This window comes from Streptomyces sp. NBC_01233, from assembly GCF_035989305.1.
GTDB lineage: Bacteria > Actinomycetota > Actinomycetes > Streptomycetales > Streptomycetaceae > Streptomyces.
The window spans coordinates 2,089,307-2,113,528 of record NZ_CP108514.1; the positions used below are offsets into that span (position 1 = coordinate 2,089,307).

Sequence of the window (24,222 nt, forward strand, 5' to 3'; positions counted from 1 at the left end):
CGGGGCGGCGTCTTCGGTGTCAGGCGGTGCCCAGCGCGACGCTGCGCGCGGCGAGGAAGGCCTTCTGCGGGTCACGGTCCGGATAGGACCAGGGGGCGCGGGTGGCGTGGCTGCCGATCCGGTGGAAGAGGGCGGCGGCCTCGGCGGGGCGGCCCTCGCAGAGTTTGGCGTGGGCGAGGAAGTTGAGGTCGACCCGGTTGCGGGGGTGGTCGTCGCGCTCCCACTCCAGCCACCAGTCGAAGGCGGAGCGCAGGACCTGGCGGGCGCGGCGGCCGGCCCAGTGGGCGGCCGCCGCCTCGGGGGTGTGGCCGTGGGTGGCGGCGAGGACCCGGTAGCGCTCGGCGTGCGCGACGACGGGGAGCACGGCGAGCGGGGAGTCGGCCGGGGACTCCTCGGCGGCCCAGGCCGCGAAGTCGTAGACCTCGTGGAGCGGGTCCTGGCCGGAGGCGAGGGCACGTTCGGCCAGCCGGGCGACCATCAGGTGGTGGGCGTGGTGGTGCTCGCGGTGGCGGGCCCGGACCTGGTCGAAGTGGCGACTGAACTCCTCCTCGCTGCCGAAGGCCCGGGAGAGGAGCAGCAGTCCGAGCCAGGGGGTGGGGTCGGCGGGGTGCAGGGCGGCGGCCCGGCGGCAGGCCTCCTCGGCGGCGGCCGGGGCGCCCTTGTGGCGCAGGGCGCTGAAGACGGTGGCGCAGGCGAGGAGGGTGGCGGCGTCGGCGCTCTCCGGCTCGGCGAGCAGCCATTCGCGGGCCCAGGCGGTGGCCGCCGGGGTCTGGGCGAGGACGACGACGCGGTGGGCCCGGCGGTCCCAGTCGTCGCCGGTTCCGACGAGGAGGGAGCGGGCCCTGGCCCACCGACCCTGGGTGAACTGGGTGCGGACGTCGACGAGTTCGGCGTCGCAGAGGGCCGGGTCGAAGAGCTGGGCTTCCCGCTTGCGGGCGCGGCCGAGGGGCGGCGGAGGCGGGGACATCCGCGGGTTTCCCTCCAGGACGCGGGCGGACGAAGGTCGGCGGCGGCCGGAAACGCGCGCAGGGCGCACGCGAGCGGTTCGGCCTGGTGGTCGGGGGATCGTGCCGGTGCGCGCACCGGTGATCACGCACAGCAAAGCGGTACGCACGCCTCCGAGTCAAGGTCCAGTCCACTGCGTGGCGGGTTTCAACTGCAGTGATGGCGATACGAGTTGGGGTGGTTGTACTGGTTCGTGGGATGACGGCGGCGTCGTAGGGTGACCCCGTGACCACCTACGACGATCTTCCTCCCTACTTGCTGGGGTTTCCCGGACCGCTGCGCGACCAGCTGGTCGCGGCCGTGCTGAGCGGGGCGAAGACCAGCACCACCGGCCTGCTCGCGGAGTACGCGGCCGAGGGCGAACCGCTGCCGGAGCCGGGCGCCCGTTCCCTGCTCGTCGATTCCGCGGAGCGGGGGGTGGCGGTGGTGGAGGTGACGGCCGTGGAGGTGCTGCGGCTCGGGGATATCGGGCTGGCCCACGCGCTCGACGAGGGCGAGGGATTCGCGTCCGTGGCCGAATGGCGTACGGCACACGAGGACTTCTGGCACAGCGGGCCGGTGCGCGCGGCCGTCGGTGACCCGGGGTTCACGGTCGACGACGACACCCTCGTCATCGCGGAGCGGTTCCGGGTCACCGAGCGGCTGGTCTGACGGAGGGTTCCGGCCGGGTCCCGCCCCTGCGGGGAGGCCGGGGCGGGCGGATCGCCCTCCTGCGGGTCCGTCAGCCGGTCGCCAGGGCCGCGGCGCGGCCCGCCGCGCGCCCCGAGAAGATGCAGCCGCCGAGGAACGTGCCCTCCAGGGCCCGGTAGCCGTGGACGCCGCCGCCGCCGAACCCGGCCGCCTCGCCCGCCGCGTAGAGGCCGGGCAGCGGCTCGCCCGCGCCGGTGAGGACGCGGGAGGAGAGGTCGGTCTCCAGGCCGCCCAGGGACTTGCGGGTCAGGATCGAGAGCCGCACCGCGATCAGCGGCCCGGCGGCGGGGTCCAGGATCCGGTGCGGGGCGGCCGTGCGGATCAGCTTGTCGCCCAGATATCTGCGGGCCCCGTGGATGGCCGTGACCTGCAGGTCCTTGGTGAAGGGGTTGGCGATCTCGCGGTCGCGGGCCACGATCTCGCCCCGCAGGGCGGCCTCGTCGAGGAGGTCCTCCTTGGTCACCGCGTTCATCCCGCGGACCAGGGCGGACAGGTCGCGCTCGACGACGAAGTCGGCGCCGTTGTCCATGAAGGCCTTGACCGGGCCGGGCACGGCCTGGCGGGCGCGGGTGATCACGTCACGGATCGACTTGCCGGTCAGGTCCGGGTTCTGCTCGGATCCGGAGAGCGCGAACTCCTTGCCGATGATCCGCTGGTTGAGCACGAACCAGGTGTGGTCGTGCCCCGTCTTCATGATGTGGTCGAGGGTCCCGAGGGTGTCGAAGCCGGGGAACAGCGGCACCGGCAGCCGCTTGCCCGTCGCGTCCAGCCACAGCGGGGACGGGCCGGGCAGGATGCGGATGCCGTGCCTGGCCCAGATCGGGTTCCAGTTCTCGATGCCCTCGGTGTAGTGCCACATCCGGTCCTTGTTGATGTGGCTGGCGCCGGCCGCCTCCGCGATGCCGAGCATCAGGCCGTCCACGTGCGCCGGAACCCCGGAGAGCATCCGCTGCGGCGGAGTGCCGAGCCGGGCGGGCCACTGGGCGCGCACGAGGTCGTGGTTGCCGCCGATGCCGCCGCTGGTGACGATCACGGCCTGGGCCCGCAGGGAGAACTCCCCGGTGACCTCGCGGCTGCTCGCGGTGCCCCGTACGGCGCCGGAGGGCGCCAGGATCTGGCCCGTCACGGTGTCCACCGCGCCGGCCGTGGCGCAGAGCCCGGTGACCTGGTGGCGGAATCCCAGCCGGACCAGGCCGCGGGCCACCCCGGCCCGCACGCGCCGCTCGAAGGGTGCGACCAGGCCGGGGCCGGTTCCCCAGGTGATGTGGAAGCGGGGGACGGAGTTCCCGTGGCCGTTGGCGTCGTAGCCGCCGCGCTCCGCCCAGCCGACGACGGGGAAGAAGCGGACGCCCTGGGCGTGCAGCCAGGAGCGCTTCTCGCCGGCCGCGAAGTCGACGTAGGCCTCGGCCCAGCGGCGCGGCCAGGCGTCCTCCTCGCGGTCGAAACCGGCGGTGCCCAGCCAGTCCTGGAGGGCGAGTGCGTGGTTGTCCTTGATCCGCATCCGGCGCTGCTCGGGCGAGTCCACGAAGAACAGGCCGCCGAACGACCAGTGCGCCTGACCGCCGATGGACTGCTCCGGCTCCTGGTCGAGCAGGATGACCTTGCGGCCCGCGTCGACGAGCTCGGCGGTGGCCACGAGGCCCGCGAGCCCGGCTCCGATCACGATCACGTCTGCGTCGTACGTCATGCGGCTACCCGTCCTCCGTCGGTGGTGGGGCAGATCCTTGGCTACGGAGCGGTAACCAGTCAACAGGGGTGGTTGGATGAACCGTGTGAGTGCCGCTGATGAAGTACTGGACGTGGTGGACCGGGACGACCGGGTGACCGGGCGGGCCCCGCGGGGCGAGGTCTACGCCCGGGGGCTGATCCACCGCTGCGTGTTCGTGCAGGCCAGGGATGCGGAGGGGCGGATCTTCGTCCACCGGCGCACCGCCTCGAAGCTCGTCTTCCCCTCGCACTACGACATGTTCGTGGGCGGGGTGCTGGGCGCCGGCGAGACCTACGCGCAGGCCGCGCTGCGGGAGGCCGAGGAGGAGCTGGGGGTACGGGGGCTGCCGCAGCCCGCGCCGCTGTTCAAGTTCCTGTACGAGGGCCCGGGCGGGGCCTGGTGGTCGTACGTGCACGAGGTGCGGTGCGAGCCGGCCGTGCGGCCGCAGGAGTCCGAGGTCGCGTGGCACGCCTTCCTGACGGCGGACGAGCTGGCGCAGCGGATCGCCGAGGGCGAGTGGCCCTGGGTCCCGGACGGGCTGGAAGCACACCGGAGGCTGGAGGAGTACCGGCGGCAGGGGGCGTAGGCGCGGCCGGCCGGCGTAGCGGGAGGGTGCCGCCGTGGCGTCCCCGACCGGTCCCGGGCGCGCGGGGGCGAGCACCCCGTAGATTGGGCGGGTGATCGACTTCGTCAAGGACGTGCGCCTCTGGTTCGCACCCTCGCGGCTGAGGGACGAGGGCGAGACCCCCGACTACCGCTTCTCGCTGGCCAACGAACGGACCTTCCTGGCCTGGATCCGGACCGCGCTGGCCCTGGTGGGCGGCGGTTTCGCCGTGGACCAGTTCCTGCCGGACCTGCGCTGGGGGGTGCGGGTCGGGATGGCCTTCGCGCTGCTCGCGGTGGGTGCGGCCTGTGCGCTGCGGGCGGTGAACCACTGGGTGCGGTGCGAGCAGGCGATGCGGCGGGGCGAGGACCTGCCGCTGTCGCGGTTCCCCGTGGTGCTGAGCCTGGGGGTGGGGCTGGTCGCGCTGATGATGGTGGTGGTCGTGCTGATGGGCTGGACGACGGGGCAGTGAGCGGGGAGGGCACCGACCGCGACGCCGGGCTGCAGCCCGAGCGGACCCGGCTCGCGTGGCGGCGTACGACGCTGGCCTCCTCGGTGGTGGCGGTGCTGGCACTGCGGCAGGCGCTGCGCGGGTCCGGCGCGCCGGTGGAGGTGGCCGGGGCCGCGGTGATCGCGCTGGTGTGGCTGCTGTTCCTGTGGGTGGCGCACCGGCGGATCCGGGCGCTGGCGGCGGACCGGCCGCGGGGGCTCTCGCCGTGGGCGGCGCTGGCGGCGGCGGGGTGCACGCTGGCGCTGGCGCTGGTCGCGGTGGCGGTGATCCTCTGAGGCCCGGCCCCGGCCCGGGTCCTGGCTCCCGGTCGCTCCGGTCGCTCCGGTCGCTCCGGTCGCTCCGGTCGCTCCGGTCGCTCCGGTCGGATGATCGCGGTTTTTCACGTCGCCCGGACACAACGGGCGATACCCGGCGATCCGCACTAATCTCGGCGCCATGACGACCCTGCACCACGAACACCCCACGCACCAGCACACGCACGGCGCGGACTGCGGGCACCAGGCGGTCCGGCACGGCGACCACGTCGACTACGCGCACGACGGCCACCTGCACCGGGAGCACTCGGGGCACTGGGACGAGTGCGAGCCCACCGGGCACACCGCTCACGACGGCCACGACCACGCGCACGGCTCGGGCTGCGGGCACGAGACGGTCCGGCACGGCGACCACGTCGACTACGTGCACGACGGACACCGGCACGCCGCGCACGACGGGCACTACGACGACCACTGACCGGCGCCACTGACCGCTCCTGCCGAACGGCGCCCCCGTACGGGAGGCGCCGGTCGGCGCGCGGCACCCGCCCTCCCCCCGGCGCGGCGACGGCTGGCAGGATGCCGACCGTCCGTCAAAGCGACCCGGGGAGAGCCCAGATGCCCGTCGAAGAGCCGTACCTCGTCCAGCCCGCGCCGGGGGTGTACGCCTACGTCCAGCCGGACGGCGGCTGGTGCCTCAACAACGCCGGCTTCGTGAGCGACGGCGGCCGGACCCTGCTCATAGACACCGCCGCCACCGAGCGGCGGGCCCTGGCACTGCGCGAGGCGGTCCTGGCGGCCGGGGTGCCGCTCCCCCGCACCGTGGTGAACACCCATCATCACGGCGACCACACCTACGGCAACGGCGTCTTCGCCCCCGAGGCGCTGATCCTCGGGCACGACAGCGCGCGCACCGAGCAGCTCGCCGCCGGGCACCAGCTGGAGCTGATCTGGCCCGCCACCGACTTCGGCGCGATCGACATCACCGCGCCCGATCTCACGTACAGCGACCGGGCGACCGTGCACGTGGGCGGGACGGAGGTGCAGGTCATCCACCCGGGGGTGGCGCACACCACCGGCGACTCGATCGTGTGGCTGCCCCGGCAGCGGGTGGTCTTCACAGGGGACCTGGTCTTCGCCGAGGGGACCCCGTTCCTGGCGATGGGCTCCCTCGCCGGCTCCCTGCGGGCGCTGGAGCTGCTTCGCTCGCTGGACGCGGAGACGGTCGTGCCGGGTCACGGACCCCTGACCGACGCCTCGGCCTACGAGGCCACCGAACGCTACCTGCGGTACGTGGCCGAGCTCGCCCGGGAGGGGCGGGCCAAGGGGCTGACCCCGCTGGAGGTGGCCCGGCAGGCCGATCTCGGGGAGTTCGCCGCATGGCGGGAGAGCGAGCGGCTGGTGGCGAACGTGCACCGGGCGTACGCGGAACTGGCCGGGGAGCCGGAAGGCGTGCCGCTGGACATCCTCGCGGTCCTGAGGGACATGACGGTGATGAACGGCGGAACGCCGATCCTCTGTCACGCGTGACATGACATTGCCGGGCGGAAGGTCTTCTTTCGGCCCGCGCTCTGGACGCCATACCGACTGGTCGGCATGATGGCATGCGGCGGCGCGCCGCCGCATGCTCCTCAGTCCTCACTCCGCACGGAGGTGCGTACCCATGACCTCAGCCCCGGCCGACCCGCGCGGCCTGGATCTGGAGCGGCTGCGCGGTCATCTCGACCGCGTGCGGCCTGGCCTCGTGGCCGGACCCCTGCGCGGCCGGCTGATCGAAGGCGGCCGGTCGAACCTCACGTACGAGGTCACCGACGGGACCGCCCGCTGGGTGGTGCGCCGGCCTCCGCTGGGCCACGTACTGGCCACCGCGCACGACATGCGGCGCGAGCACCGGGTCATCGAGGCGCTGCACGGCACGGCCGTGCCGGTGCCCGAGCCGCTGCTGCTGTGCGAGGACGAGGCCGTGCTCGGGGCTCCGTTCTACGTCATGGAGTACGTGGAAGGGGTGCCGTACCGGACGGCCGGCGAGCTCGCCGCGCTCGGCCCGGAGCGCACCCGGCGGGCGGTGCTGGGCCTGGTGGACACGCTGGTCGAGCTGCACGCGGTGAATCCGGAGGCGGTGGGCCTCGGCGACTTCGGCCGGCCGGAGGGGTTCCTCGACCGGCAGCTGCGCCGCTGGGGCAAGCAGCTCGCGGCCTCCCGGGGCCGGGAGCTCGCCGGGATCGACGAGCTGCACGCCGCGCTCGGCCGGACCCTGCCCGTCTCCCCCGCCCCGACGGTCGTGCACGGGGACTTCCGGCTCGACAACGTCCTGATCGGCGGCCCGGACGACACGATCCGGGCGGTGCTGGACTGGGAGATGTCCACCCTCGGGGATCCGCTGACCGACCTCGGGCTGCTCGTGATGTACAGCTCCGACCTCGGCCTGACCGCGTCTGCGGTCAGTACGACGAGCGGCGCGCCGGGCCATCCGGCCCCCGCCGAGCTGGTCGAACGGTACGCCGCCCGCTCCGGCCGGGACACCGGGGGCATCGCCTGGTACACGGCCTTCGCCTGGTTCAAGCTCGCGGTGATCCTCGAAGGCATCCACTACCGCTACACGCTCGGGCAGACCGTCGGTGCGGGCTTCGACCGGATCGGCGAGCTGGTGCCGGTCTTCATCGAGCACGGACTGACCACCCTGCAGGAACTCCAGGAAGGCTGAGGCACGCACCCATGGATTTCGCATTCGATGCCCGGACCGGGGAACTCCGCGAGCAGCTGCTCGCGTTCATGGAGGAGTACGTCTACCCGGCGGAGCCCGTCGCCGCCGAGCAGCGCGCACGGCTGGCCTCGCCCTGGGACACCCCGGCCGTCTTCGGTGAACTGAAGGCCGAGGCGCGCCGCCAAGGCCTGTGGAACCTCTTCTTCGTGGACCAGCACGGCCTTCCGGATGCCGGGCACGGCGCCGGGCTGACCAACCTCCAGTACGCGCCGCTCGCCGAGATCACCGGCCGCAGCCCGCACCTGGCGCCGATGGCGACCAACTGCGCGGCCCCGGACACCGGGAACATGGAGCTGCTCGCGCAGTTCGGCGACGAGGCGCAGAAGAAGCAGTGGCTGGAGCCGCTGCTGGCCGGGGAGATCCGCTCGGCCTTCGCGATGACCGAGCCCGACGTCGCCTCCTCGGACGCGACGAACGTCGAAACGCGGATCGAGCGCGACGGCGACGAGTACGTGGTCACCGGGCGCAAGTGGTTCATCTCCGGGGCCATGAACCCGGACTGCAAGATCTTCATCGTGATGGGCAAGACCGACCCGGAGGGCGCCGATCCGCGCCGCCAGCAGTCGATGATCCTGGTCCCGCGCGACGCCCCCGGGGTCGAGGTGCGCCGGGCCATGACGGTCTACGGGTACGAGGACCACGACCACGGCGGCCACGCCGAGGTGGTCTTCGACGGGGCGCGGGTCCCGGCGGCGAACCTGATCGGCGAGGAGGGCAGCGGCTTCGCCATCGCCCAGGCCCGGCTCGGCCCGGGCCGCATCCACCACTGCATGCGGCTGATCGGCATGGCGGAGCGGGCCATCGAGCTGATGTGCCGGCGCGCGGTGGACCGCACGGCCTTCGGCAAGCCGCTGGCCGCCCAGGGCGTCGTACAGAACTGGATCGCCGATGCGCGGGTCACGGTGGAGCAGCTGCGGCTGCTGGTGCTGAAGACGGCCTGGCTGATGGACACGGTCGGGAACCGGGGCGCGCACACGGAGATCCAGGCGATCAAGATCGCGACCCCGCGGGCGGTGGTGCGGATCCTCGACGACGCGGTGCAGCTGCACGGCGCGGGCGGGGTGAGCCAGGACTTCCCGCTGGCCGAACTGTGGGCGGCGGCGCGGACGCTGCGGCTGGCCGACGGACCCGACGAGGTCCACCAGCGGTCGCTGGCGCGGCGGGAGCTGAAGCGCCACATGTAGGGAGCGGGGCCTGTCGGCGCGGCCCTGCCGGAAGCGGCGGGACCTGTCGGCGCGGCGCGGCCCGGCCGGACGGAACGGGATCTGGCGGGTCGCCGGATGGCGCCGGGTCACCGAGGCCGTGCGCGCGGCCGGCGGGCGGATGTTCCTCCAGCTCCAGCACGGCGGCCGGGTCGGCCACCCCGACACCAGCGGGCACGTCCCGCTCGCCCCGTCGGCGGTCCGGTTCCCCGAGCCGCTGCACACTCCCGGCGGGCTGCGGGAGGCCGTCCCGCCCCGGGAGATGACGGCCGAGGACATCAGGTCGACCATCGCCGACTTCGCGGACGCCGCCCGCAACGCCGTCGAGGCCGGCTTCGCCGGTGTGGAGGTGCACTCCGCCAACGGCCACCTGCTCCACCAGTTCCTCTCGCGGAACACCAACCGGCGCACCGACGAGTGGGGCGGGGACGTCGAGGGGCGGATCCGCTTCACCGTCGAGGTGGTCCGGGCCGTCGCCGGGGCGATCGGGGCCGAGCGGGTCGGCGTACGGATCTCGCCCGGGCTGACCGTCAACGGCATCGAGGAGGGCGACACCGAGGAGATCTATCCGGCTCTGGTCAAGGCCCTGGCGGACATCGGACCGGCCTACCTGCACCAGGTGTACGCCGACCCGGACCAGCCCCGCTTCACGGAGATCCGCCGGGCCTGGCCGGGCGCCCTGATCGCCAACCCCGCGCTCTCCCGCGAGGAGGTCGCGGCCGACGGCGGCCGGCGGCGCGGCGAGCAACTGCTGGCCGCGGGCGCCGATCTGGTCGCCCTGGGCCGGGGCTTCCTCGCCAACCCCGATTTCGTCGAGCGGCTGCGCACGGGCGCGCCCCTCAACGAGATCCGCCCGGAGTTCCTGATGTACGTACAGGGGGCGGAGGGCTACACCGACTACCCCGTCCTGGAGCGGTGACCCGTCAGGGGCGCAGCGCGCGCAGCAGCAGGTCGGCGAGGTGATCGGCGACCTGCTGCGGGGTGAGCGGGCCGTCCGCCCGGTACCAGGTGGACAGGTGGTGCACGGAGCCGAAGTGGTAGTCGACGACCAGGTCGGCGGGGGTGGCGCTGGAGAACACGCCCGTTCGCTGGCCCTCCTCGATCAGTGCCCGGAAGCGCTCGTGGTAGCGCCGGCGCTCCGCCCGGACCTGCTTGAACTTCTCCGGGCTGAGCTGGTGCATCGACCGGAAGAAGATCATCGCGTCGTCGAGGTTCTCGATGGTCGTGACGACCACGTCGGCGGCGGCCGCCCGCAGCCGCTCCTCGACGGGCGCGTCGGAATCGGCCACCGCGTCGAGCCGCTGCTGCTGCAGGCGCAGCATCCGCGCGTACACCTCGTGCAGCAGGTCGTCCTTGGACCCGAAGTAGTGGTAGAGCGCGCCCTTGGTGACCCCGGCCGCCTCGACGATCTCCTGGACCGAGGTGCGGTCGTAGCCGCGCTCGGCGAACAGCCGGGTGGCGACGGCCAGCAGCCGCTGCGGTACCGGGGCTTCGTGCGTGCCTGCGGGCTCCGTGGTCCTGGCCGCCATGGCGCTGACCTTCCCTTCCTGATTCCTGCCTGGTCACTGCGACCAGCTGTACGACCGTCCGACTGTTTTCAGCCGCGATCGCGCAGTTCCCGTCGCAGGATCTTGCCACTGGTCGTCTTCGGAAGGACAGGCAGGACCTCCACCTGGCGCGGGTATTTGTACGCGGCGATGCGCGCGGCGCAGTAGGCGGACAGTTCCTCCGGCTCGGCCGAGGCTCCGGGGCGCAGGCTCACGTAGGCCTTGACGCTCTCCCCGCGGTACGGGTCGGGGACGCCGACCACGGCGGCCTCGCGGACGGCGGGGTGGGTGTAGAGCACGTCCTCGACCTCCCGCGGCCAGACCTTGAAGCCGGAAGCGTTGATCATGTCCTTCTTGCGGTCGACGACGTAGAGCCAGCCGTCGGGGTCCATGAATCCGACGTCCCCGGTGCGCAGTTCGCCGCCCGGGAAGGCCTGGGCGGATTCCGCGGGCAGGCCCCAGTAGCCGGGCACCACCTGGGGGCCGCGGACGGCTATCTCGCCGGTCTCGCCGAAGGGGACCTCGGCGCCCTGCTCGTCGAGGATGCGGACGACCGTGTCGGCGCCGGGCAGACCCACGGAGAGGGTGCCGGAGACGGGGTCGACGGGGGCTTCGAGGTGCACGGGCACGCTGGCGCAGGGGGCGGTGCACTCGGTCAGGCCGTAGCCGTTGCGGAGGTAGAAGCCGAAGGCGGCGCGCAGGCGTTCGACGAGCGCGGGCGGGAGCGGAGCGCCGCCGGAGGAGATCACCTGGAACGAGGCGAAGTGGTCGGGGGTGACGGCGGGGTGGGCGGCGAGGGCCATGAAGGCGGTGGCCGGGCCGACGGTGTAGGCCGGGCGGTGTTCGAGGAAGGCGTCGAGGACGGCCCCGGCGTCGAAGCGGTGGGCGAGGACCAGGGTTCCGGCGTTGGCGAAGCAGGCCGCGAGCTCGCAGACCATGCCGGTGATGTGGAAGAGGGGCGCGAGGGCGAAGTAGGTGGCACCCTCGGGCAGGGGGTGGGCGGTGACCTGCCGTACCGCGTTGTACGTGAGCGCGCCGTGCGGGTTCATGGCGCCCTTGGGGGTGCCGCTGGTACCGGAGGTGTAGCTGATGAGGGCGGTGTCGGCGGCGGTGAGGGGCGGGCCGTCCGGCGCGCAGTCGCCCCGGCGGGCCACGGTCAGGAGGTCGGTGGTGTGCCCTCCGGGCAGGGGTGCGGGTACGAGGGCGGGCTGGTCCGGTGCGGCCGGACCGCGCTGGGCCGGCAGGCCGGGCCGGGCCGGCGGACCGGACGCGTCCGGTGCGGGCTGCGGGCCGACGAGCCGCGGGTCGGCGAGCTGCGGGCCGAAGAGCCGGGGGTCGTTGCGCGTCTGGAAGTCCAGGTCCGAGGCGGTCAGGACGGTCCGCACGGCACTCCCCCGCGCCGCCTCGCCCAGGTACGCGGTCCACGCGTGGCCGTCGCAGACCAGCGCGGCGGCCGCGGAGTCGCGCAGGACGTGCCGGACCTCGCCCGACTTGTACATCGGGTTGAGCGGGACGACGACGGCCCCGGCCTTCCAGGCGGCGAGGACGGCCAGCACGAAGTGCGGGGTGTTCTGCAGCATGACCGCGACGCGGTCCCCGCGCCGGACGCCCCGGGAGGCGAGGTGACCGGCGACGGAGTCGGAGAGGGCGTCGGCCTCGGCGTAGCCGATCCGGCCGTCGAAGTAGGCCAGCGCGGTGCGCTCCGGCGCCCGGGCGGCGGCCTCACGGAAGGCGTGCAGCACGGTGGGCGGCGGTGCGACCGGCTCCCGCTGGACCGGCGCGAGCAGCCCGACCCAGGGCCTGGCGGCGTACGAGGAGGTCACCGGGTCTCCCATTTCTGCTGGAGGTGGTTCATGCCGCTCAGCCAGCGGTCCGGCTCGGTGGCGCGGGCGGCGTAGAAGTCGGCGACCTCGGGGTGCGGGAGGATCAAGAACCGGCCCTTCTCCATGCCGTCGAACAGTGCGTCCGCGACCGCTTCCGGCTCGATCGCGGTCGGCGCGAGGACGAGTTCGCCCGCCGATCCCGCGGCGGTCAGCATGTCGGTGCGCACCCCTTGCGGGCAGATGGCGTGGACCTGGACACCGCGGTGGCGGTAGGTCAGCGAGAGCCATTCGGCGAAGGCGAGCGCACCGTGCTTGGTGACACTGTACGGGGCCGCTCCGATCATGGTCAGCAGTCCCGCGGCGGAGACGGTGGACACGAAGCGGCCCGTCCCCCGCTCCAGCCAGTCCGGCAGCAGCAGTCGGGCGGCACGGACGTGGGCCATGACGTTGGTGTCCCAGGCCGCTTCCCAGACGCCCTCGTCGGCGAACGCGTCGCCGCCCGAGGCGAGTCCGGCGTTGGCGCAGTAGACGTCGACCGTCCCGCCGAGGGCCTCGCGGGCCTCGGCCACGATCGCCGAGGCGTCCCCCGGCACGGCGATCGCCCGGGCCCCGATCCCGCCCGCCACCGCGGCGGCCTTGGCCGGGTCGAGGTCGTTGACCACCACCGTGGCGCCCTCGGCCGCGAAGCGGTGCGCGAGGGCGGCGCCGATGCCGCCGCCCGCTCCGGTGACGACGACACGCTGGTCCTGGTACGCGTTCACGGGGATCACCTTTCGTGCGGCCGGAGGCCGGATGCCGAGTGCCCGATACGGATGCCGGATCCGAAGACCGGGTGCCGGATCCGAAGACCGGATGGCGGCAGACTAACCAGTCGGTATGTGCAGGTGGAAGGGGCCGGACTCGTAGCGTGGCCGGATGACGCTGTCGCGACGCGGGGTGCTGGGACTGGCGGGGGCCTTGGGATCAGTGGGAGCCGTGGGGGCGGCGGGCGCCCCGGGGCGGGTGGGCGCCGCCGGGGCGCCACCGGGGGCGGCCCCGGCCGCCGCACCGCGGGCGGCGGAGCGGGTGCGTACGGGCTTCGAGCGGCTCGCCGCGGACGGGTACGGCGTGCTGGCCGGCCAGAAGGTCGGGGTGGTCACCAATCCCACCGGGATCACCGCCGACGCCCGGCACCTGGTCGACGTCCTGCACGCGGACGCACGGGTGGACCTGGTCGCTGTGTTCGGGCCCGAGCACGGGTTCCGCGGGACGGCGCAGGCGGGCGACTCGGAGGGGGCCTCGCGGGATCCGGCGACCGGGCTGCCGGTGTACGACACGTACGACAAGAGCGGGCAGAAGCTCGCGGACGTGTTCACGGCGGCCGGGGTCGACACCGTCGTCTTCGACATCCAGGACGTCGGGGCACGCTTCTACACGTACATCTGGACCCTCTACGACTGCATGCGCGCGGCCGCGCTCGCCGACAAGGCGGTGGTGGTACTGGACCGGCCGAACCCGGTGGGCGGCCGCCGGACGGCGGGGCCCGTACTGGAGCGGCCGTACGCGAGCTTCGTGGGCCGGGAGCCGATCGCGCTCGCGCACGGGATGACGGCGGCCGAGCTGGCCCTGCTCTTCAACGGCGAGTTCCTGGCCGACCGTCCCGTCCGGCTGCGGACGGTGGCGATGTCCGGGTGGCGGCGGGAGTCGTTCTTCGGGGAGACCGGGCTGCCCTGGGTGCCGCCGAGCCCGAACATGCCGACCCCGGACACGGCCCTCGCGTACGCCGGCACCTGCCTGTTCGAGGGGACGAACCTGTCCGAGGGGCGCGGGACGACCACGCCCTTCGAGCTGGTGGGCGCGGAGGGGATCGACCGGCGGTGGGCGGAGGCGGCGAACGCGCTGGGGCTGCCCGGGGTGTGGTTCCGGGAGGCGTACTTCACCCCGACCTTCTCCAAGCACGTGGGGAAGGTGTGCGGCGGGGTCCGGCTGATCGTCCACGACCGGGAGGCCTTCGATCCGGTACGGGCCGGGATCGGGCTGCTGGTCACCGCGCGGCGGGCGTGGAGCGGCTTCGCCTGGCGGACGGACCACTGGATCGACCGGCTGACCGGCTCGGACCGGGTGCGGACCATGGTGGACGCGGGGGCCGGGGTGGAGGAGATCGTGGGCGACTGGGCGGCGGCGCTCGCGCGGTTCGGGGCGACGCGCGAGGGATACCTGCTCTACGAGTGAGCCGACCGTGCCGGGGGGCTGGCCGGGCGGGCGCGTCAGCAGGATGCTGACAGCACCTGAGGCACGGCGTGGAGGGGGACGTCATGGCGGACATCGGTGGCGGGTTCGGGATCGGGGCCGGGACGGCGGCCGGGAGCGCGGCGGGGAACGGACTCGGGGTCGCGGCGGGGAAGCGCCCCGGGCTCGCGGCCGGGATCGGCGTCGGGCCGTACGCGGAGCTGACCTTCGACTCCGAAGGGGACGTGGACCGGGTCACGCAGGGTGCGGTGGCCCGGATGGAGGCCACGGACGTGCTGGTCTTCGCGCACGGCTGGAACAGCGACCGGTCCACCGCGACCCGGCTCTACGACCGCTTCTTCGCCCCCTTCCCGGGACTGGTGGGTTCGGGGGTGCGCCTCGGCTACGTGGGCGTCGTATGGCCCTCGATGCGGTTCTCCGACGAGCCGATACCCGACTTCGACGCACCGGGCGCCCTCGCGGAACCCGGCTTCGGCACGGCACTGGACCCCCTCACCCGCCGGGCGCTCGGTGAGTTCTGGCCGGGTCGGCAGGCGGAGCTGGACCGGGTGGCGGAACTGCTGGAGGAACGGCCGGAGTCGACGGCCGCCTTCATCGAGTTCGGCGCGCTCGTACGGGAGCTGGCGGGCGTGGACGCGGTGCCCGCGATGGTGGCTCCGGCGGTTCCCGCCATCTTCACGGACGACGTGCTGGAGGTGTGCCGGGTCCTCGCCCGCGCCCTGGTCACGGCGGGCGCGCCGGCCGGCGGCGCCGACGGGCCGGGCCTCGTGGCCGGCGGCGCTCTGCGCGGTCTGTGGGGCGGTGCCAAGGAGCTGCTGCGGCAGGCGGCGTACTACAAGATGAAGAAGCGGGCGGGCGTGGTCGGCGAGCGCGGTCTCGGTCCGGTGCTGGCCCAGCTGGCGGCCGACCGCCCGGCCCTGCGCTTCCACCTGATCGGACACAGCTTCGGGGCGCGGGTGGTGTCCTTCGCGCTGCGCGCGGTGCCGGACGGCGCCCGGTACGTGAAGTCCGTGACCCTGCTCCAGGGGGCCTTCTCCCACTACGCGTTCGCCGACCGGCTGCCGCACGACAGGCGCAACGGCGGCGCCCTGCGCGGCCTCCAGCGGAGGGTCGACGGTCCGGTGGTGGCCTGCCACTCCCCGCACGACTCGGCCCTCAGGCTGTTCTATCCGCTGGCCTCCCGGATGGCAGGGGATTCGGCCGGACTGCTGGGCTTCGACGAACGCTGGGGCGCCATCGGGCACGACGGGGTGCAGGCGGTGCCGGGCGCGCCGCGGCTGAGCCTCGACACCGCCCTGCGCCAGGGGGTGCCCGCGGGCGGTTGCGTCAGTGTGGACGCGGGCTCGGTGGTCCGCCGCGGAGGCGCCCCCTCGGGGGCGCACAGCGACATCTGCCACGAGGAACTGGCCCGGGTGGTGGTGGCCGCGGGGCGCATGGGGCGCTGAGTTCTGGCCATGTGCCACCCGCACGCCTCGACCGCCCCCGCATGCGCCCGGCCCGGGCAGGGCATGTTGGGCACATCGGCGGAGGTGATGGTGTGATGGCAGGTTTCCGGAGTCTGGCCTACCAGGTGCGCGACGCGCGCAATGACCGGGCCTTGCGGCGCCATTCGCTGCGCCGTTGCCTGGAGCGGTTCGCTCCGTACGGGCACCGGGCCACGTGGTGGCACCTGTGCGACCGGCACGGGATCGCGCCCGAGGACCGGGGGGCGGATCCGCTGCGGCTGGTCGCCGCGCTGGAGGAACTGGAGGACGCGCGGGCGGTCTGGCTGGAGTACGAGCGCCAGTTCGCGGAACGGCGCCGCCGGGAGAAGCACGACGGGCTGCGCCGGCCGGAGTGGGCGTGGGGCGGGAGCGGGGACGCCGTGGTGCGGTGCGCGGATCCCGGAGTGCGGCCGGAGGGGGCGCTGGGCGAGGTGCTGCGGCGGCTGGTGCGGGCGCTGGAGTCGGAGCCGGGGACGGCGTGCCCGGTCTGCGGGGACACCGAACTGCGGTGGCCGGCAGTGGCTGCGGCCGGGCCGTGGGAGGGGGCCTGGGCCTGGGACGGACCGGTGTGCGCGGGCTGCGGGATCGTGGTGCCGAGACCGGCGCTGACGGAGACGCCCCAGGCGGGGGCGGCGTGATGCCGTTGCTGCTGGCCTCGGTGAACGGTGCCCGCAACGGCGCCGACGGCCCGGCCGTGCCGATGTCTCCGGCGGATCTGGCGGAGTCGGCGCTGGCGGCGGTCGCCGCGGGGGCCGGGGAGGTCTTGGTGCACCCACGGACGCCGTGCGGGCGGGAGAGCCTCTCGCCGCGGGTGGTGGGGCCGGTGCTGGCGGCGATGCGGGGCGCGGGGGTCCGCGTACCGCTGTCGGTGCCGGCGGGCATCGGGGCCGAGCCCGATCCGGCGGGGCGGCTGGAGCGGGTGCGCTCGTGGACGGTGCTGCCGGACCGGGCGGTGGTGGACTTCGGGGAGGCGGGGGCCGGCGAGCTGGCGCGGGCGCTGCTGGCGCGGGGGGTAGCGGTGGACGCGGTGGTGCCGCTGGGCGGACCGGCCGGACCGGAGCCGACGGCACGGTTCCTGGCCTGGCCGGTGCGCGAACCGGGGCGGGTCCGGCTCGTGGCCGAACTCGCCGCGGCCGATCCGGCACTGGTGGCCGGGCTGCGCGGGCTGCCGCCGGTGGCGGTCCTGGTGTACGGACGGGAGGCGGCCGCCTGGCCGGTGCTGCGGCTGGCCGCGCGGTGCGGAACGGGTGCGCGGACCGGCGTGGGCGACGTACTGCACCTGCCGGACGGGCGGCCGGCCGGGTCGAATGCCGAACTGGTGGCGGCGGCCCGAGAACTGGTGGCGGCTTCCCGGGGACCGGCGCCGGAGGGCGCGGCCGCGGGGGCTACAGCCGCGAACCGGTGAGGCGTTCGCCGAAGACGTCGTCCGGGTTGGACAGGGCGCAGGTCTTCATCGAGAGGCACCCGCAGCCGATGCAGTCCGTCAGGTGGTCGCGCAGCCGGCCGAGCCGCATGATCCGCTGGTCGAGCTCGGTACGCCAGGCCTCGGAGAGGCGGGCCCAGTCCTCGCGGGTGGGGGTGCGTTCCTCGGGGAGCTGGGCGAGGGCCTCGCGGATGCTGGCCAGCGGGATGCCCACGCGCTGGGCGGCGCGCACGAAGGCGACGCGGCGCAGTGCGTCACGGGTGTAGCGGCGCTGGTTGCCGGCGGTGCGGCGGCTGCTGATCAGGCCCTTGGCTTCGTAGAAGTGGAGTGCGGAGACGGCCGCGCCGCTACGGGCGGACAGCTGGCCGACGGTGAGCTCGTGGACTTTCTCGGGAATCTGCGGCACCCGGCCGAGCGTAGTCGGCGGTCCGTTGACATACACATGCGGTCCCAGCATGCTGAGCAAGCGCTTATTCGTCCGCTGCCGGCCCGCCGTCCATTCGCCGTTGTCCGTCAGTCGTCCGTCCGTTGTCAGTCAGTTGTCCGTGAGTTGTCCGCGAGAGGCAGGAACAGGGCATGGCCGAGCCGAGGGTCTTCACGTCCGCCGAGGAACTGCGCGCCGGGGTCGGCGAGCCGCTCGGTCCCAGCGAGTGGCTGGAGGTGGACCAGAAGCGGATCGACCTCTTCGCGGACGCCACCGGGGACCACCAGTGGATCCACGTGGCCCCGGAGCGGGCGGCGGGCGGACCCTTCGGTTCCACCATCGCGCACGGCTATCTGACGCTGTCCCTGCTGCCCAGTCTGGTGCCGCAGATCATGCGGGTCGAGGGCATGCGGATGGGTCTCAACTACGGGACGAACAAGGTCCGTTTCCCCGCGCCGATACCGGTCGGCTCGCGACTGCGCGCCACGGCCGTGATCACGGAGGTCACGGAGGCGGGCGGCGGCGTGCAGGTCACGGCCACCGTCACGGTCGAGCGCGAAGGCGGCGACAAGCCGGTGTGCGTGGCCGAGTCGGTGTCCCGCTACTACTTCTGAGGGCGCGGCCGCGCGGCCACCATGCGGAGCACGAGGTCGGCGTAGAGCCCGCCGACCTCGTCGGGCGTGCGCTGTCCGGCCACGCTGAACCAGCGGGCCACGTCGATGCACAGCGAGAGCACCGCGAGGGTGGTGCCCGGCACGTCCGGGACGTCGAACTCCCCCGCAGCGACCCCGTCCGCGAGGATCCGGCGGACGGCGGCGTCGCTCTGCCGGCGCAGTGCCACGATTTCGGAGCGGTGCTCCGGAGCGAGAGCATCGAGCTCGTACTGGACCACGCGCGCGGTCGTGTGATGCGCCGCGTGCCACCGCACGAAGGACCGTACGGCGGCATCGAGCCGCTCGGCGGCGCAGCCGGGGCCGTCGGCCGCCGTGGTCAGGATCTCCAGCGCCTTGTCGTGGCCGATCCGGCTGATCCGGTGGAGCAGCTCTTCCTTGGTCTTGTAGTGGATGTAGAGGGCGGCCGGGCTCATGCCGGCCCGGCCCGCGATGTCACGTGTGGTGGTGGCGTGGTACCCGCGCTCGGCGAAGGCCTCGACGGCGGCGACGAGCAGCCGCCGCGCGGCGTCGGGGGTGACCTCGGACCACGGCCGGTAGCCGTCGACCGTCTCCTCCGCGCTGTCCATCGCTCGCTCACCTCTTCACCCGTGTGGAAGTGAACACCTTACCGGAGGGTGAGCAAGCGCTTAGTGCACCCGGGCCGACTACTTCGGCGCGAAGGGGTCGTACTCGGCCATGATCTTCTCCATCCTGGCCTGATCCACCCTGCTGACGATCTGGGTGACCTCCTGGCGGTCGCGGATCACCTTGGCGAGGGTGAAGGCCGAGGTGGTGAGGTACAGGACCGCGATGCCCAGGAAACCGCGCACCCAGCCGTCCACCTCCATGTTGTAGATCCCCACAGCCACGGCGCCGATGGCGATGCCGAAGGAGGCGACGGCCTGGCCGTAGTACGCCCCCGTGTTCTGCTGCTTGACCGGTGTCTCGTTCATGGGTCGAGCATCGGGCGGGACGGGATCGAGCACATCCGCACGGGTACTCATGCGGATACTCAGCCGGTCCGGCGGTCCGTCGGGGCTCAGAAGGCGGAAACCCCGGTGCGGGCGCGGCCGATGAGCAGCTTCTGGATCTGGCTGGTGCCCTCGTACAGGGTCATCACGCGGGCGTCGCGCAGCAGTTTGCCGGCCGGGTACTCGTCGATGTAGCCGTATCCGCCGTGCACCTGGAGGGCGTTGCTCGCGGCGCGCACGGCGGCCTCGGAGGCGAAGAGCTTGGCGGTGGAGGACTCGGCGGCGAAGGGCTGCCCGCGGTCGATGAGGTCCGCGACCCGCCAGGTCAGCAGCCGGGCCGCGTCCACGTCAACCGAGATGTCGGCGATCAGCTCCTGCACCAGCTGGTGGTGGGCGATCGGCTTGCCGAACTGCTCGCGCTGGGCGGCGTACGAGACGGCCGCGTCCAGCGCCGCCTGCGCGATGCCGACACAGCCGGCGGCGACCGACATCCGGCCCTTGGCGAGGGCGGACATGGCGACCGAGAAGCCCTTGCCCTCGGGGCCGAGCATCGCGGAGGCGGGCACGCGGACGCCGTCGAGGGAGAGTTCGGCGGTGGCCTGGCCGCGCAGGCCGAGTTTGCCGTGGATCTCGCGGCGGGTCAGGCCCGGAGTGTCGGTGGGGACGAGAAAGGCGGAGACGCCGCGGTGGCCGGGCTCGTCGCCGGTGCGTGCGAAGAGCAGCACCACATCGGCCCAGGTGCCGTTGGTGATGAACATCTTGCTGCCGTCGAGGACGTACGCGTCCCCGGCGCGCACGGCGCGGGTGGTGAGGCTGCCGGCGTCGGAGCCGGTGCCGGGCTCGGTCAGTCCGAAGCAGCCGAGCGCGTCACCGGAGCACAGGCGGGGCAGCCAGGCCCGCTTCTGCTCCTCGGTCCCCCAGGCGGCGATCGTCTTGGCGACCAGGCCGAGGGAGACGGAGACGATCCCGCGCACGGCGGAGTCGCCGCGTCCGAGCTCCTCGGTGACCAGGACGTAGGCGAGGTGGTCTCCGCCGGATCCGCCGTACTCCTCGGGGACGGTCAGGCCGAGGAAGCCGAGCGCGCCCAGCTTCTTCACGATGGCCCGGTCCACGCTCTCGGCCCGGTCCCACGCGGCGGCGTACGGGACGACCTCGCGCTCGGTGAACTCGCGGGCGAGCCGGCGTACGGCGCTCTGCTCCTCGCTCAGTTCCAGATCCACCGGGCACCTCCGGGCGTCTCGTCCGGAGCATTTAACTAGCACCGGTAGTTTATGGTGGCCAGGCCCTACTATGTGGCGCATGGCCAGACCGCGCAAGCCCCTCCTCAGCCGGGACCGCATCGTCGAGGCGGCCGGCGCGCTGGTGGACGCGGAGGGGCTGGAGGCGGTGTCGACGCGGCGGCTCGCGGCCGCGCTCGGCGTCAGCGGGCCCTCGCTCTACAACCACTTCCGCACCAAGGACGAGATCCTGGACGCAGTGGCGGACTCAGTGAGCGCGCGCGTCGACTTGTCGATGTTCGATGGCGGCCGGGACTGGCGGGCCGCCCTGCACGCGTGGGCGCACTCGTACCGTGACGCACTCGCGGACCACCCGAACATCGTGCCGGTGCTGGCCTGCGGGCCGGGGCGCCGCCCGGCCGGACTGCGGCTGGCGGACGCGGTGTTCGGCGCGATGACGGCGGCCGGCTGGCCACCGGCGCAGGCGACCCGGATCGGCGCGCTGATGCGGTACTTCGTCCTGGGCTCGGCGGTGGCCTCCTTCGCCCGGGGTTTCGTGGACGACCGCGCGGCATACGACCCGGCGGACTATCCCCACCTGGGCCAGGCCCACCTGCTGGCGGAGCGCGGGCGCGCGGTGGACGAGGGCGCCTTCGAGACCGGCTTGACGGCGCTGCTGGACGGGCTGGCCCTCCAGTACGAGGCGTTGAAGGAGACTGCGTGACGCACGGGGACACCCCCTTGATCACCGCGGCGCGGGCCGACGACGCGGCGCGCGTGCGCGCCCTGCTGGCGGAGCCCGACCTGGAGGCCCTCGGCGCGGACGGCCTGACGGCGTTGGAGATCGCCGCGAACCGTGGCGCGCACCCGGTGGTCGACGCCCTGCGCGGCCACGGGGCGGGGCTCGACCGCCAGGGCCCCGACGGGCTGACCCCGCTGCTGCGCGCGGTCGCCGCCGGGGCCTACGCGGTCGCCTCACTGCTCCAGTCCTCCTCGGTGCCGACCTGGCTGAGATCGGCCGCGCCGGTTGGGCACGGGGCAGCGGTGCGGCCGGCCGCCGGGCCGGGGCAGCGGTGCGGCTAGAAGACGACCAGGGAGCGGCCGCCCTTGCCCGCCAGCATGGCGTCGAACGCCGCCGGGATGCCGTCGAGGGTGATGCGGTCGGTGACCAGGGCGCCGAGGTCGAGGCGGCCCGCGCGGACGTGTTCGGCGATCACCGGGAGGTCGCGGGCGGGGTCGCTGTTGCCGTAGACGCAGCCGGTGAGGGTGCGGGCGAAGTGGAAGATCTCCAGGGCGTGGAAGGTGACCTGCTGCTCCTTGCCGCCGATGCCGATGACCGTGGTGCGGCCGCCCCGGCGGGTGGACTCCCAGGCTCCGCGGATGGTCTGCGCCCGGCCGACGCATTCGACGGCGACGTCCGCGCCCTGGCCTGCGGTGAGCGCGCGGATCTGCTGGGCGGTGGTGTCGGAGGCGAGCACGAACTCGGTGGCCCCGGCCGCGCGGGCCAGCTCCTCCTTGGCCGGGGACACGTCGACGGCGATGACCGGGCCCGCCTGCGCAATCCGGGCGGCCTGCAGCGCGGCCAGCCCGACCCCGCCGACACCGAAGACGGCCACCGACTCGCCCGGGCGGACCTGGGCGCTGTGGTGGACGGCCCCGTAGCCGGTGAGGACGGCGCAGCCGAGCAGGGCGGCCTCGGCCAGCGGGATCCCGGCGGGCGCGGGCAGCACGCAGTTGGCCGCGACGACGGTCTCCTCGGCGAAGGCGGCCACGTTCAGCCCGGGGTGCAGCTCGGTGCCCTGCGCGTCGTGCGCGTAGACCGCCCCGACTCCGGTGAGCGCTTTGGCGCAGAGCCAGACCTCGCCGATCGTGCAGTGGTGGCACTCCCCGCAGGACGGGGCCCAGTTGAGCACCACGCCGTCGCCGGGCGCGACGTGCGTGACGCCCTCCCCGACGGCGAGGACCATGCCCGCGCCCTCGTGGCCGAGGACGGCGGGCACGGGGACCCGCATGGTGCCGTTGGTGAGGGAGAGGTCGGAGTGGCAGACCCCGGCTGCGGCGAGCCGCACCCGGACCTGCCCGGGGCCGGGATCGGGCAGCACGATCTCCCGTATCTCCAGCGGAGCTCCGACGGCGGGCAGGATGGCGGCGCGGACCATGGTCGTCGTCTCGTCTTTCCGGTGCTGGGGAGGGCGGAGGGGGCCGGGAACGCGGAGGTGTCGCGGGATCAGAACTGCAGGGACTTGGTCTGGAGGTACTCCGCCAGGCCGTGGGGGCCCAGCTCGCGGCCGACACCCGACTGCTTGTAGCCGCCGAAGGGCGCGAGGATGTTGTAGCGGCCGCCGTTGATGTCCACCTGCCCGGTGTCCATACGGCGGGCGAAGGCCGCGGCCGTCTCCTCGTCCGCGGCCCAGACGGCGCCGCCGAGGCCGTAGACGGTGCCGTTGGCGATGCGCAGAGCCTCCTCCTCGTCCTCGTAGGCGAGGATCGACAGCACGGGGCCGAAGATCTCCTCCTGGGCGATGGTCATGTCGGGCGTGACATCGGCGAACACGGTGGGGGCCACGAAGTAGCCCTGCGCGTGCGGCGCGTCGAGCCCGCCCGCGACGAGGCGCGCGCCTTCCTCCACGCCCTTGGCGATGAAGCCGCGGACGCGTTCGTGCTGCTTCGCGTTGATGACCGGGCCGATGCGGGTGCCCGCCTCGCGGGGGTCGCCGGTGGGGTATTCGGCGACGGCGGCGGCCGCGAGCGAGACGGCCTCCTCGTACTGGTCGCGGTGGACGAGCATCCGGGTGAGCGCGTTGCAGCTCTGGCCGGTGTTGTTCATGACGTGGCCGACGCCTGCCGCGACGGCCGTGGCCAGGTCGGCCCCGGGCAGGATGACATTGGCCGATTTGCCGCCGAGTTCGAGGGCGACGCGCTTGACGGCGGCGCCGGCCGTGGCGCCGATCTTCCTGCCGACGGCGGTCGAGCCGGTGAAGGAGACGAAGTCGACTCCCTCGTGCGCGGCCAGCGCCTGCCCGGCGACCGGACCGGTGCCGGTCACCAGGTTGAAGACTCCGGCCGGGATCCCCGCGTCGTGCACGGCCTCGGCGAAGAGCTGTGCGGTCAGCGGGGTGTCCTCGGCCGGCTTGAGGACGAGGGTGCAGCCGGCGGCGAGAGCGGGTGCCACCTTTGCAACGACTTGGTACAGCGGATAGTTCCAGGGCGTGATGGCTCCGACCACACCGACCGGCTCCAGCAGGACGGTGGAGTTCCCGATGCGCTCCTCGAAGGCGTACGAGGCGGCCATCTCGGCGGAGGAGGAGGTGACGGCGATCGACCCTCCGACGTGGACCGCCTTCGCGAAGAGGAGCGGGGCTCCGAGTTCGGCGGTGACGGTCTCCGTCAACTCGCCCTTGCGGGCCTGCAGTGCGTCGCGGAGCGCGCCGATCAGGGCGGCCCGCTCGGCCGGAGGCGTGGCCGCCCAGCCGGGCAGGGCCGCACGGGCTGCGCGCACGGCCGCGTCCACGTCCTCTTCGGTGCCGGCCGGGACCTCGGCGATGACCTGGCCGTCGGCCGGATTGACGACCTCGATCCGGTCGGCTCCGACGGCGGGCCGCCACGCGCCGTCGATGTACATCCCGTCCTGGGCCTTCATGGCATTCCTCCCGAGTACGCATCTGCGCGTGGATCCGACCTCTCCGACACCCTACAAACTAGCGTCGGTAGTT

26 protein-coding genes and 1 pseudogene are annotated in these 24,222 nt (G+C 73.7%); 16 read left to right on the forward strand and 11 right to left on the reverse strand.

Annotated features, from left to right (window positions below):
- Nucleotides 1–19 precede the first annotated feature (19 nt).
- The gene (locus OG332_RS09610; RefSeq protein WP_327413053.1) at nucleotides 20–967 is read right to left on the reverse strand and encodes a hypothetical protein; all 948 of its coding nucleotides are present in this window, start codon (nucleotides 965–967) and stop codon (nucleotides 20–22) included.
- Nucleotides 968–1,230: 263 nt separating this feature from the next.
- Between OG332_RS09610 and OG332_RS09615 the strand changes: the two genes are divergently transcribed.
- Nucleotides 1,231–1,656, forward strand: a complete 426-nt coding sequence (locus tag OG332_RS09615) for an ASCH domain-containing protein (protein ID WP_327413054.1) — start codon at nucleotides 1,231–1,233, stop codon at nucleotides 1,654–1,656.
- 70 nt (nucleotides 1,657–1,726) lie between these two features.
- Here the strand turns inward: OG332_RS09615 and OG332_RS09620 are convergent, their stop codons facing one another.
- The gene (locus OG332_RS09620; RefSeq protein ID WP_327413055.1) at nucleotides 1,727–3,382 is read right to left on the reverse strand and encodes an FAD-binding dehydrogenase; all 1,656 of its coding nucleotides are present in this window, start codon (nucleotides 3,380–3,382) and stop codon (nucleotides 1,727–1,729) included.
- Between the two features lie 76 nt (nucleotides 3,383–3,458).
- Between OG332_RS09620 and OG332_RS09625 the strand changes: the two genes are divergently transcribed.
- The 8 genes and pseudogenes from OG332_RS09625 to OG332_RS09660 form a co-directional block, all read left to right on the forward strand.
- The gene (locus OG332_RS09625) at nucleotides 3,459–3,989 is read left to right on the forward strand and encodes an NUDIX hydrolase (protein WP_327413056.1); all 531 of its coding nucleotides are present in this window, start codon (nucleotides 3,459–3,461) and stop codon (nucleotides 3,987–3,989) included.
- Nucleotides 3,990–4,080: 91 nt separating this feature from the next.
- Complete coding sequence (locus tag OG332_RS09630) at nucleotides 4,081–4,479, forward strand: YidH family protein (protein WP_327413057.1); 399 nt, start codon at nucleotides 4,081–4,083, stop codon at nucleotides 4,477–4,479.
- Nucleotides 4,476–4,793, forward strand: a complete 318-nt coding sequence (locus tag OG332_RS09635) for a DUF202 domain-containing protein (protein ID WP_327413058.1) — start codon at nucleotides 4,476–4,478, stop codon at nucleotides 4,791–4,793. Before OG332_RS09630 ends, OG332_RS09635 begins: the two co-directional genes overlap by 4 nt.
- A gap of 160 nt (nucleotides 4,794–4,953) precedes the next feature.
- Entirely contained in the window at nucleotides 4,954–5,250 is a 297-nt protein-coding gene (locus tag OG332_RS09640; RefSeq protein WP_327413059.1) for a hypothetical protein, read from the forward strand.
- A 140-nt stretch (nucleotides 5,251–5,390) separates the two neighbouring features.
- The gene (locus OG332_RS09645; protein ID WP_327413060.1) at nucleotides 5,391–6,302 is read left to right on the forward strand and encodes an MBL fold metallo-hydrolase; all 912 of its coding nucleotides are present in this window, start codon (nucleotides 5,391–5,393) and stop codon (nucleotides 6,300–6,302) included.
- 133 nt (nucleotides 6,303–6,435) lie between these two features.
- Nucleotides 6,436–7,476, forward strand: a complete 1,041-nt coding sequence (locus OG332_RS09650) for a phosphotransferase family protein (protein WP_327413061.1) — start codon at nucleotides 6,436–6,438, stop codon at nucleotides 7,474–7,476.
- Nucleotides 7,477–7,487: 11 nt separating this feature from the next.
- Nucleotides 7,488–8,720 (forward strand): acyl-CoA dehydrogenase family protein, encoded by a 1,233-nt coding sequence (locus OG332_RS09655; protein ID WP_327413062.1) that lies wholly within the window; start codon nucleotides 7,488–7,490, stop codon nucleotides 8,718–8,720.
- 88 nt (nucleotides 8,721–8,808) lie between these two features.
- A pseudogene (locus tag OG332_RS09660) lies at nucleotides 8,809–9,657 on the forward strand (oxidoreductase); the annotation flags it as partial.
- A gap of 4 nt (nucleotides 9,658–9,661) precedes the next feature.
- Here the strand turns inward: OG332_RS09660 and OG332_RS09665 are convergent.
- From OG332_RS09665 to OG332_RS09675, 3 genes are all read right to left on the reverse strand, one after another.
- A complete protein-coding gene (locus OG332_RS09665) occupies nucleotides 9,662–10,267 on the reverse strand; it encodes a TetR/AcrR family transcriptional regulator (RefSeq protein ID WP_327413063.1) in 606 nt (201 codons plus the stop codon).
- Nucleotides 10,268–10,335: 68 nt separating this feature from the next.
- On the reverse strand, nucleotides 10,336–12,120 hold the full coding sequence (locus tag OG332_RS09670) for a class I adenylate-forming enzyme family protein (RefSeq protein WP_327413064.1): 1,785 nt from the start codon (nucleotides 12,118–12,120) through the stop codon (nucleotides 10,336–10,338).
- Nucleotides 12,105–12,878, reverse strand: a complete 774-nt coding sequence (locus tag OG332_RS09675; RefSeq protein WP_327413065.1) for an SDR family oxidoreductase — start codon at nucleotides 12,876–12,878, stop codon at nucleotides 12,105–12,107. The genes OG332_RS09670 and OG332_RS09675 overlap by 16 nt, the downstream gene beginning before the upstream one ends.
- 145 nt (nucleotides 12,879–13,023) lie before the next feature.
- Here OG332_RS09675 and OG332_RS09680 point away from each other — a divergent pair, with 145 nt between their 5' ends.
- The 4 genes from OG332_RS09680 to OG332_RS09695 all read left to right on the forward strand — a co-directional run bounded on the left by OG332_RS09680 (nucleotide 13,024) and on the right by OG332_RS09695 (nucleotide 17,226).
- Nucleotides 13,024–14,319 (forward strand): exo-beta-N-acetylmuramidase NamZ family protein, encoded by a 1,296-nt coding sequence (locus tag OG332_RS09680; protein WP_327413066.1) that lies wholly within the window; start codon nucleotides 13,024–13,026, stop codon nucleotides 14,317–14,319.
- A gap of 83 nt (nucleotides 14,320–14,402) precedes the next feature.
- Nucleotides 14,403–15,782, forward strand: coding sequence for a serine-threonine protein kinase (locus tag OG332_RS09685; RefSeq protein ID WP_327413067.1), 1,380 nt, complete (start codon nucleotides 14,403–14,405; stop codon nucleotides 15,780–15,782).
- A 95-nt stretch (nucleotides 15,783–15,877) separates the two neighbouring features.
- Nucleotides 15,878–16,459 carry a hypothetical protein gene (locus tag OG332_RS09690; protein WP_327413068.1) on the forward strand — a complete coding sequence of 194 codons (582 nt, stop codon included), beginning with the start codon at nucleotides 15,878–15,880 and terminating at the stop codon, nucleotides 16,457–16,459.
- Nucleotides 16,459–17,226: a 3-keto-5-aminohexanoate cleavage protein gene (locus tag OG332_RS09695; RefSeq protein ID WP_327413069.1), complete on the forward strand. Its 768-nt coding sequence runs from the start codon at nucleotides 16,459–16,461 to the stop codon at nucleotides 17,224–17,226. The genes OG332_RS09690 and OG332_RS09695 overlap by 1 nt, the downstream gene beginning before the upstream one ends.
- On the opposite strand, the gene soxR is transcribed toward OG332_RS09695, so the two are convergent.
- Complete coding sequence (soxR, locus tag OG332_RS09700; protein ID WP_327413070.1) at nucleotides 17,207–17,650, reverse strand: redox-sensitive transcriptional activator SoxR; 444 nt, start codon at nucleotides 17,648–17,650, stop codon at nucleotides 17,207–17,209. The two genes, OG332_RS09695 and soxR, sit on opposite strands and share 20 nt — an antisense overlap.
- Nucleotides 17,651–17,820: 170 nt before the next feature.
- Here soxR and OG332_RS09705 point away from each other — a divergent pair, with 170 nt between their 5' ends.
- Nucleotides 17,821–18,282 carry a MaoC family dehydratase gene (locus OG332_RS09705; protein ID WP_327413071.1) on the forward strand — a complete coding sequence of 154 codons (462 nt, stop codon included), beginning with the start codon at nucleotides 17,821–17,823 and terminating at the stop codon, nucleotides 18,280–18,282.
- Here the strand turns inward: OG332_RS09705 and OG332_RS09710 are convergent.
- The 3 genes from OG332_RS09710 to OG332_RS09720 form a co-directional block, all read right to left on the reverse strand.
- Nucleotides 18,273–18,908 carry a TetR/AcrR family transcriptional regulator gene (locus OG332_RS09710; protein ID WP_327413072.1) on the reverse strand — a complete coding sequence of 212 codons (636 nt, stop codon included), beginning with the start codon at nucleotides 18,906–18,908 and terminating at the stop codon, nucleotides 18,273–18,275. The genes OG332_RS09705 and OG332_RS09710 overlap by 10 nt on opposite strands.
- A 78-nt stretch (nucleotides 18,909–18,986) precedes the next feature.
- Nucleotides 18,987–19,274 carry a YiaA/YiaB family inner membrane protein gene (locus OG332_RS09715; RefSeq protein ID WP_319730553.1) on the reverse strand — a complete coding sequence of 96 codons (288 nt, stop codon included), beginning with the start codon at nucleotides 19,272–19,274 and terminating at the stop codon, nucleotides 18,987–18,989.
- An 86-nt stretch (nucleotides 19,275–19,360) separates the two neighbouring features.
- A complete protein-coding gene (locus tag OG332_RS09720; protein ID WP_327413073.1) occupies nucleotides 19,361–20,512 on the reverse strand; it encodes an acyl-CoA dehydrogenase family protein in 1,152 nt (383 codons plus the stop codon).
- A 79-nt stretch (nucleotides 20,513–20,591) separates the two neighbouring features.
- Between OG332_RS09720 and OG332_RS09725 the strand changes: the two genes are divergently transcribed.
- Nucleotides 20,592–21,233: a TetR/AcrR family transcriptional regulator gene (locus OG332_RS09725; protein ID WP_327413074.1), complete on the forward strand. Its 642-nt coding sequence runs from the start codon at nucleotides 20,592–20,594 to the stop codon at nucleotides 21,231–21,233.
- Nucleotides 21,230–21,592 carry an ankyrin repeat domain-containing protein gene (locus OG332_RS09730; protein ID WP_327413075.1) on the forward strand — a complete coding sequence of 121 codons (363 nt, stop codon included), beginning with the start codon at nucleotides 21,230–21,232 and terminating at the stop codon, nucleotides 21,590–21,592. The genes OG332_RS09725 and OG332_RS09730 overlap by 4 nt, the downstream gene beginning before the upstream one ends.
- On the opposite strand, the gene OG332_RS09735 is transcribed toward OG332_RS09730, so the two are convergent.
- Together OG332_RS09735 and OG332_RS09740 are read right to left on the reverse strand one after the other, a co-directional pair.
- Complete coding sequence (locus OG332_RS09735; protein ID WP_327413076.1) at nucleotides 21,589–22,668, reverse strand: Zn-dependent alcohol dehydrogenase; 1,080 nt, start codon at nucleotides 22,666–22,668, stop codon at nucleotides 21,589–21,591. The genes OG332_RS09730 and OG332_RS09735 overlap by 4 nt on opposite strands.
- A gap of 68 nt (nucleotides 22,669–22,736) precedes the next feature.
- The gene (locus tag OG332_RS09740; RefSeq protein WP_327413077.1) at nucleotides 22,737–24,149 is read right to left on the reverse strand and encodes an aldehyde dehydrogenase family protein; all 1,413 of its coding nucleotides are present in this window, start codon (nucleotides 24,147–24,149) and stop codon (nucleotides 22,737–22,739) included.
- Nucleotides 24,150–24,222: the final 73 nt, after the last annotated feature.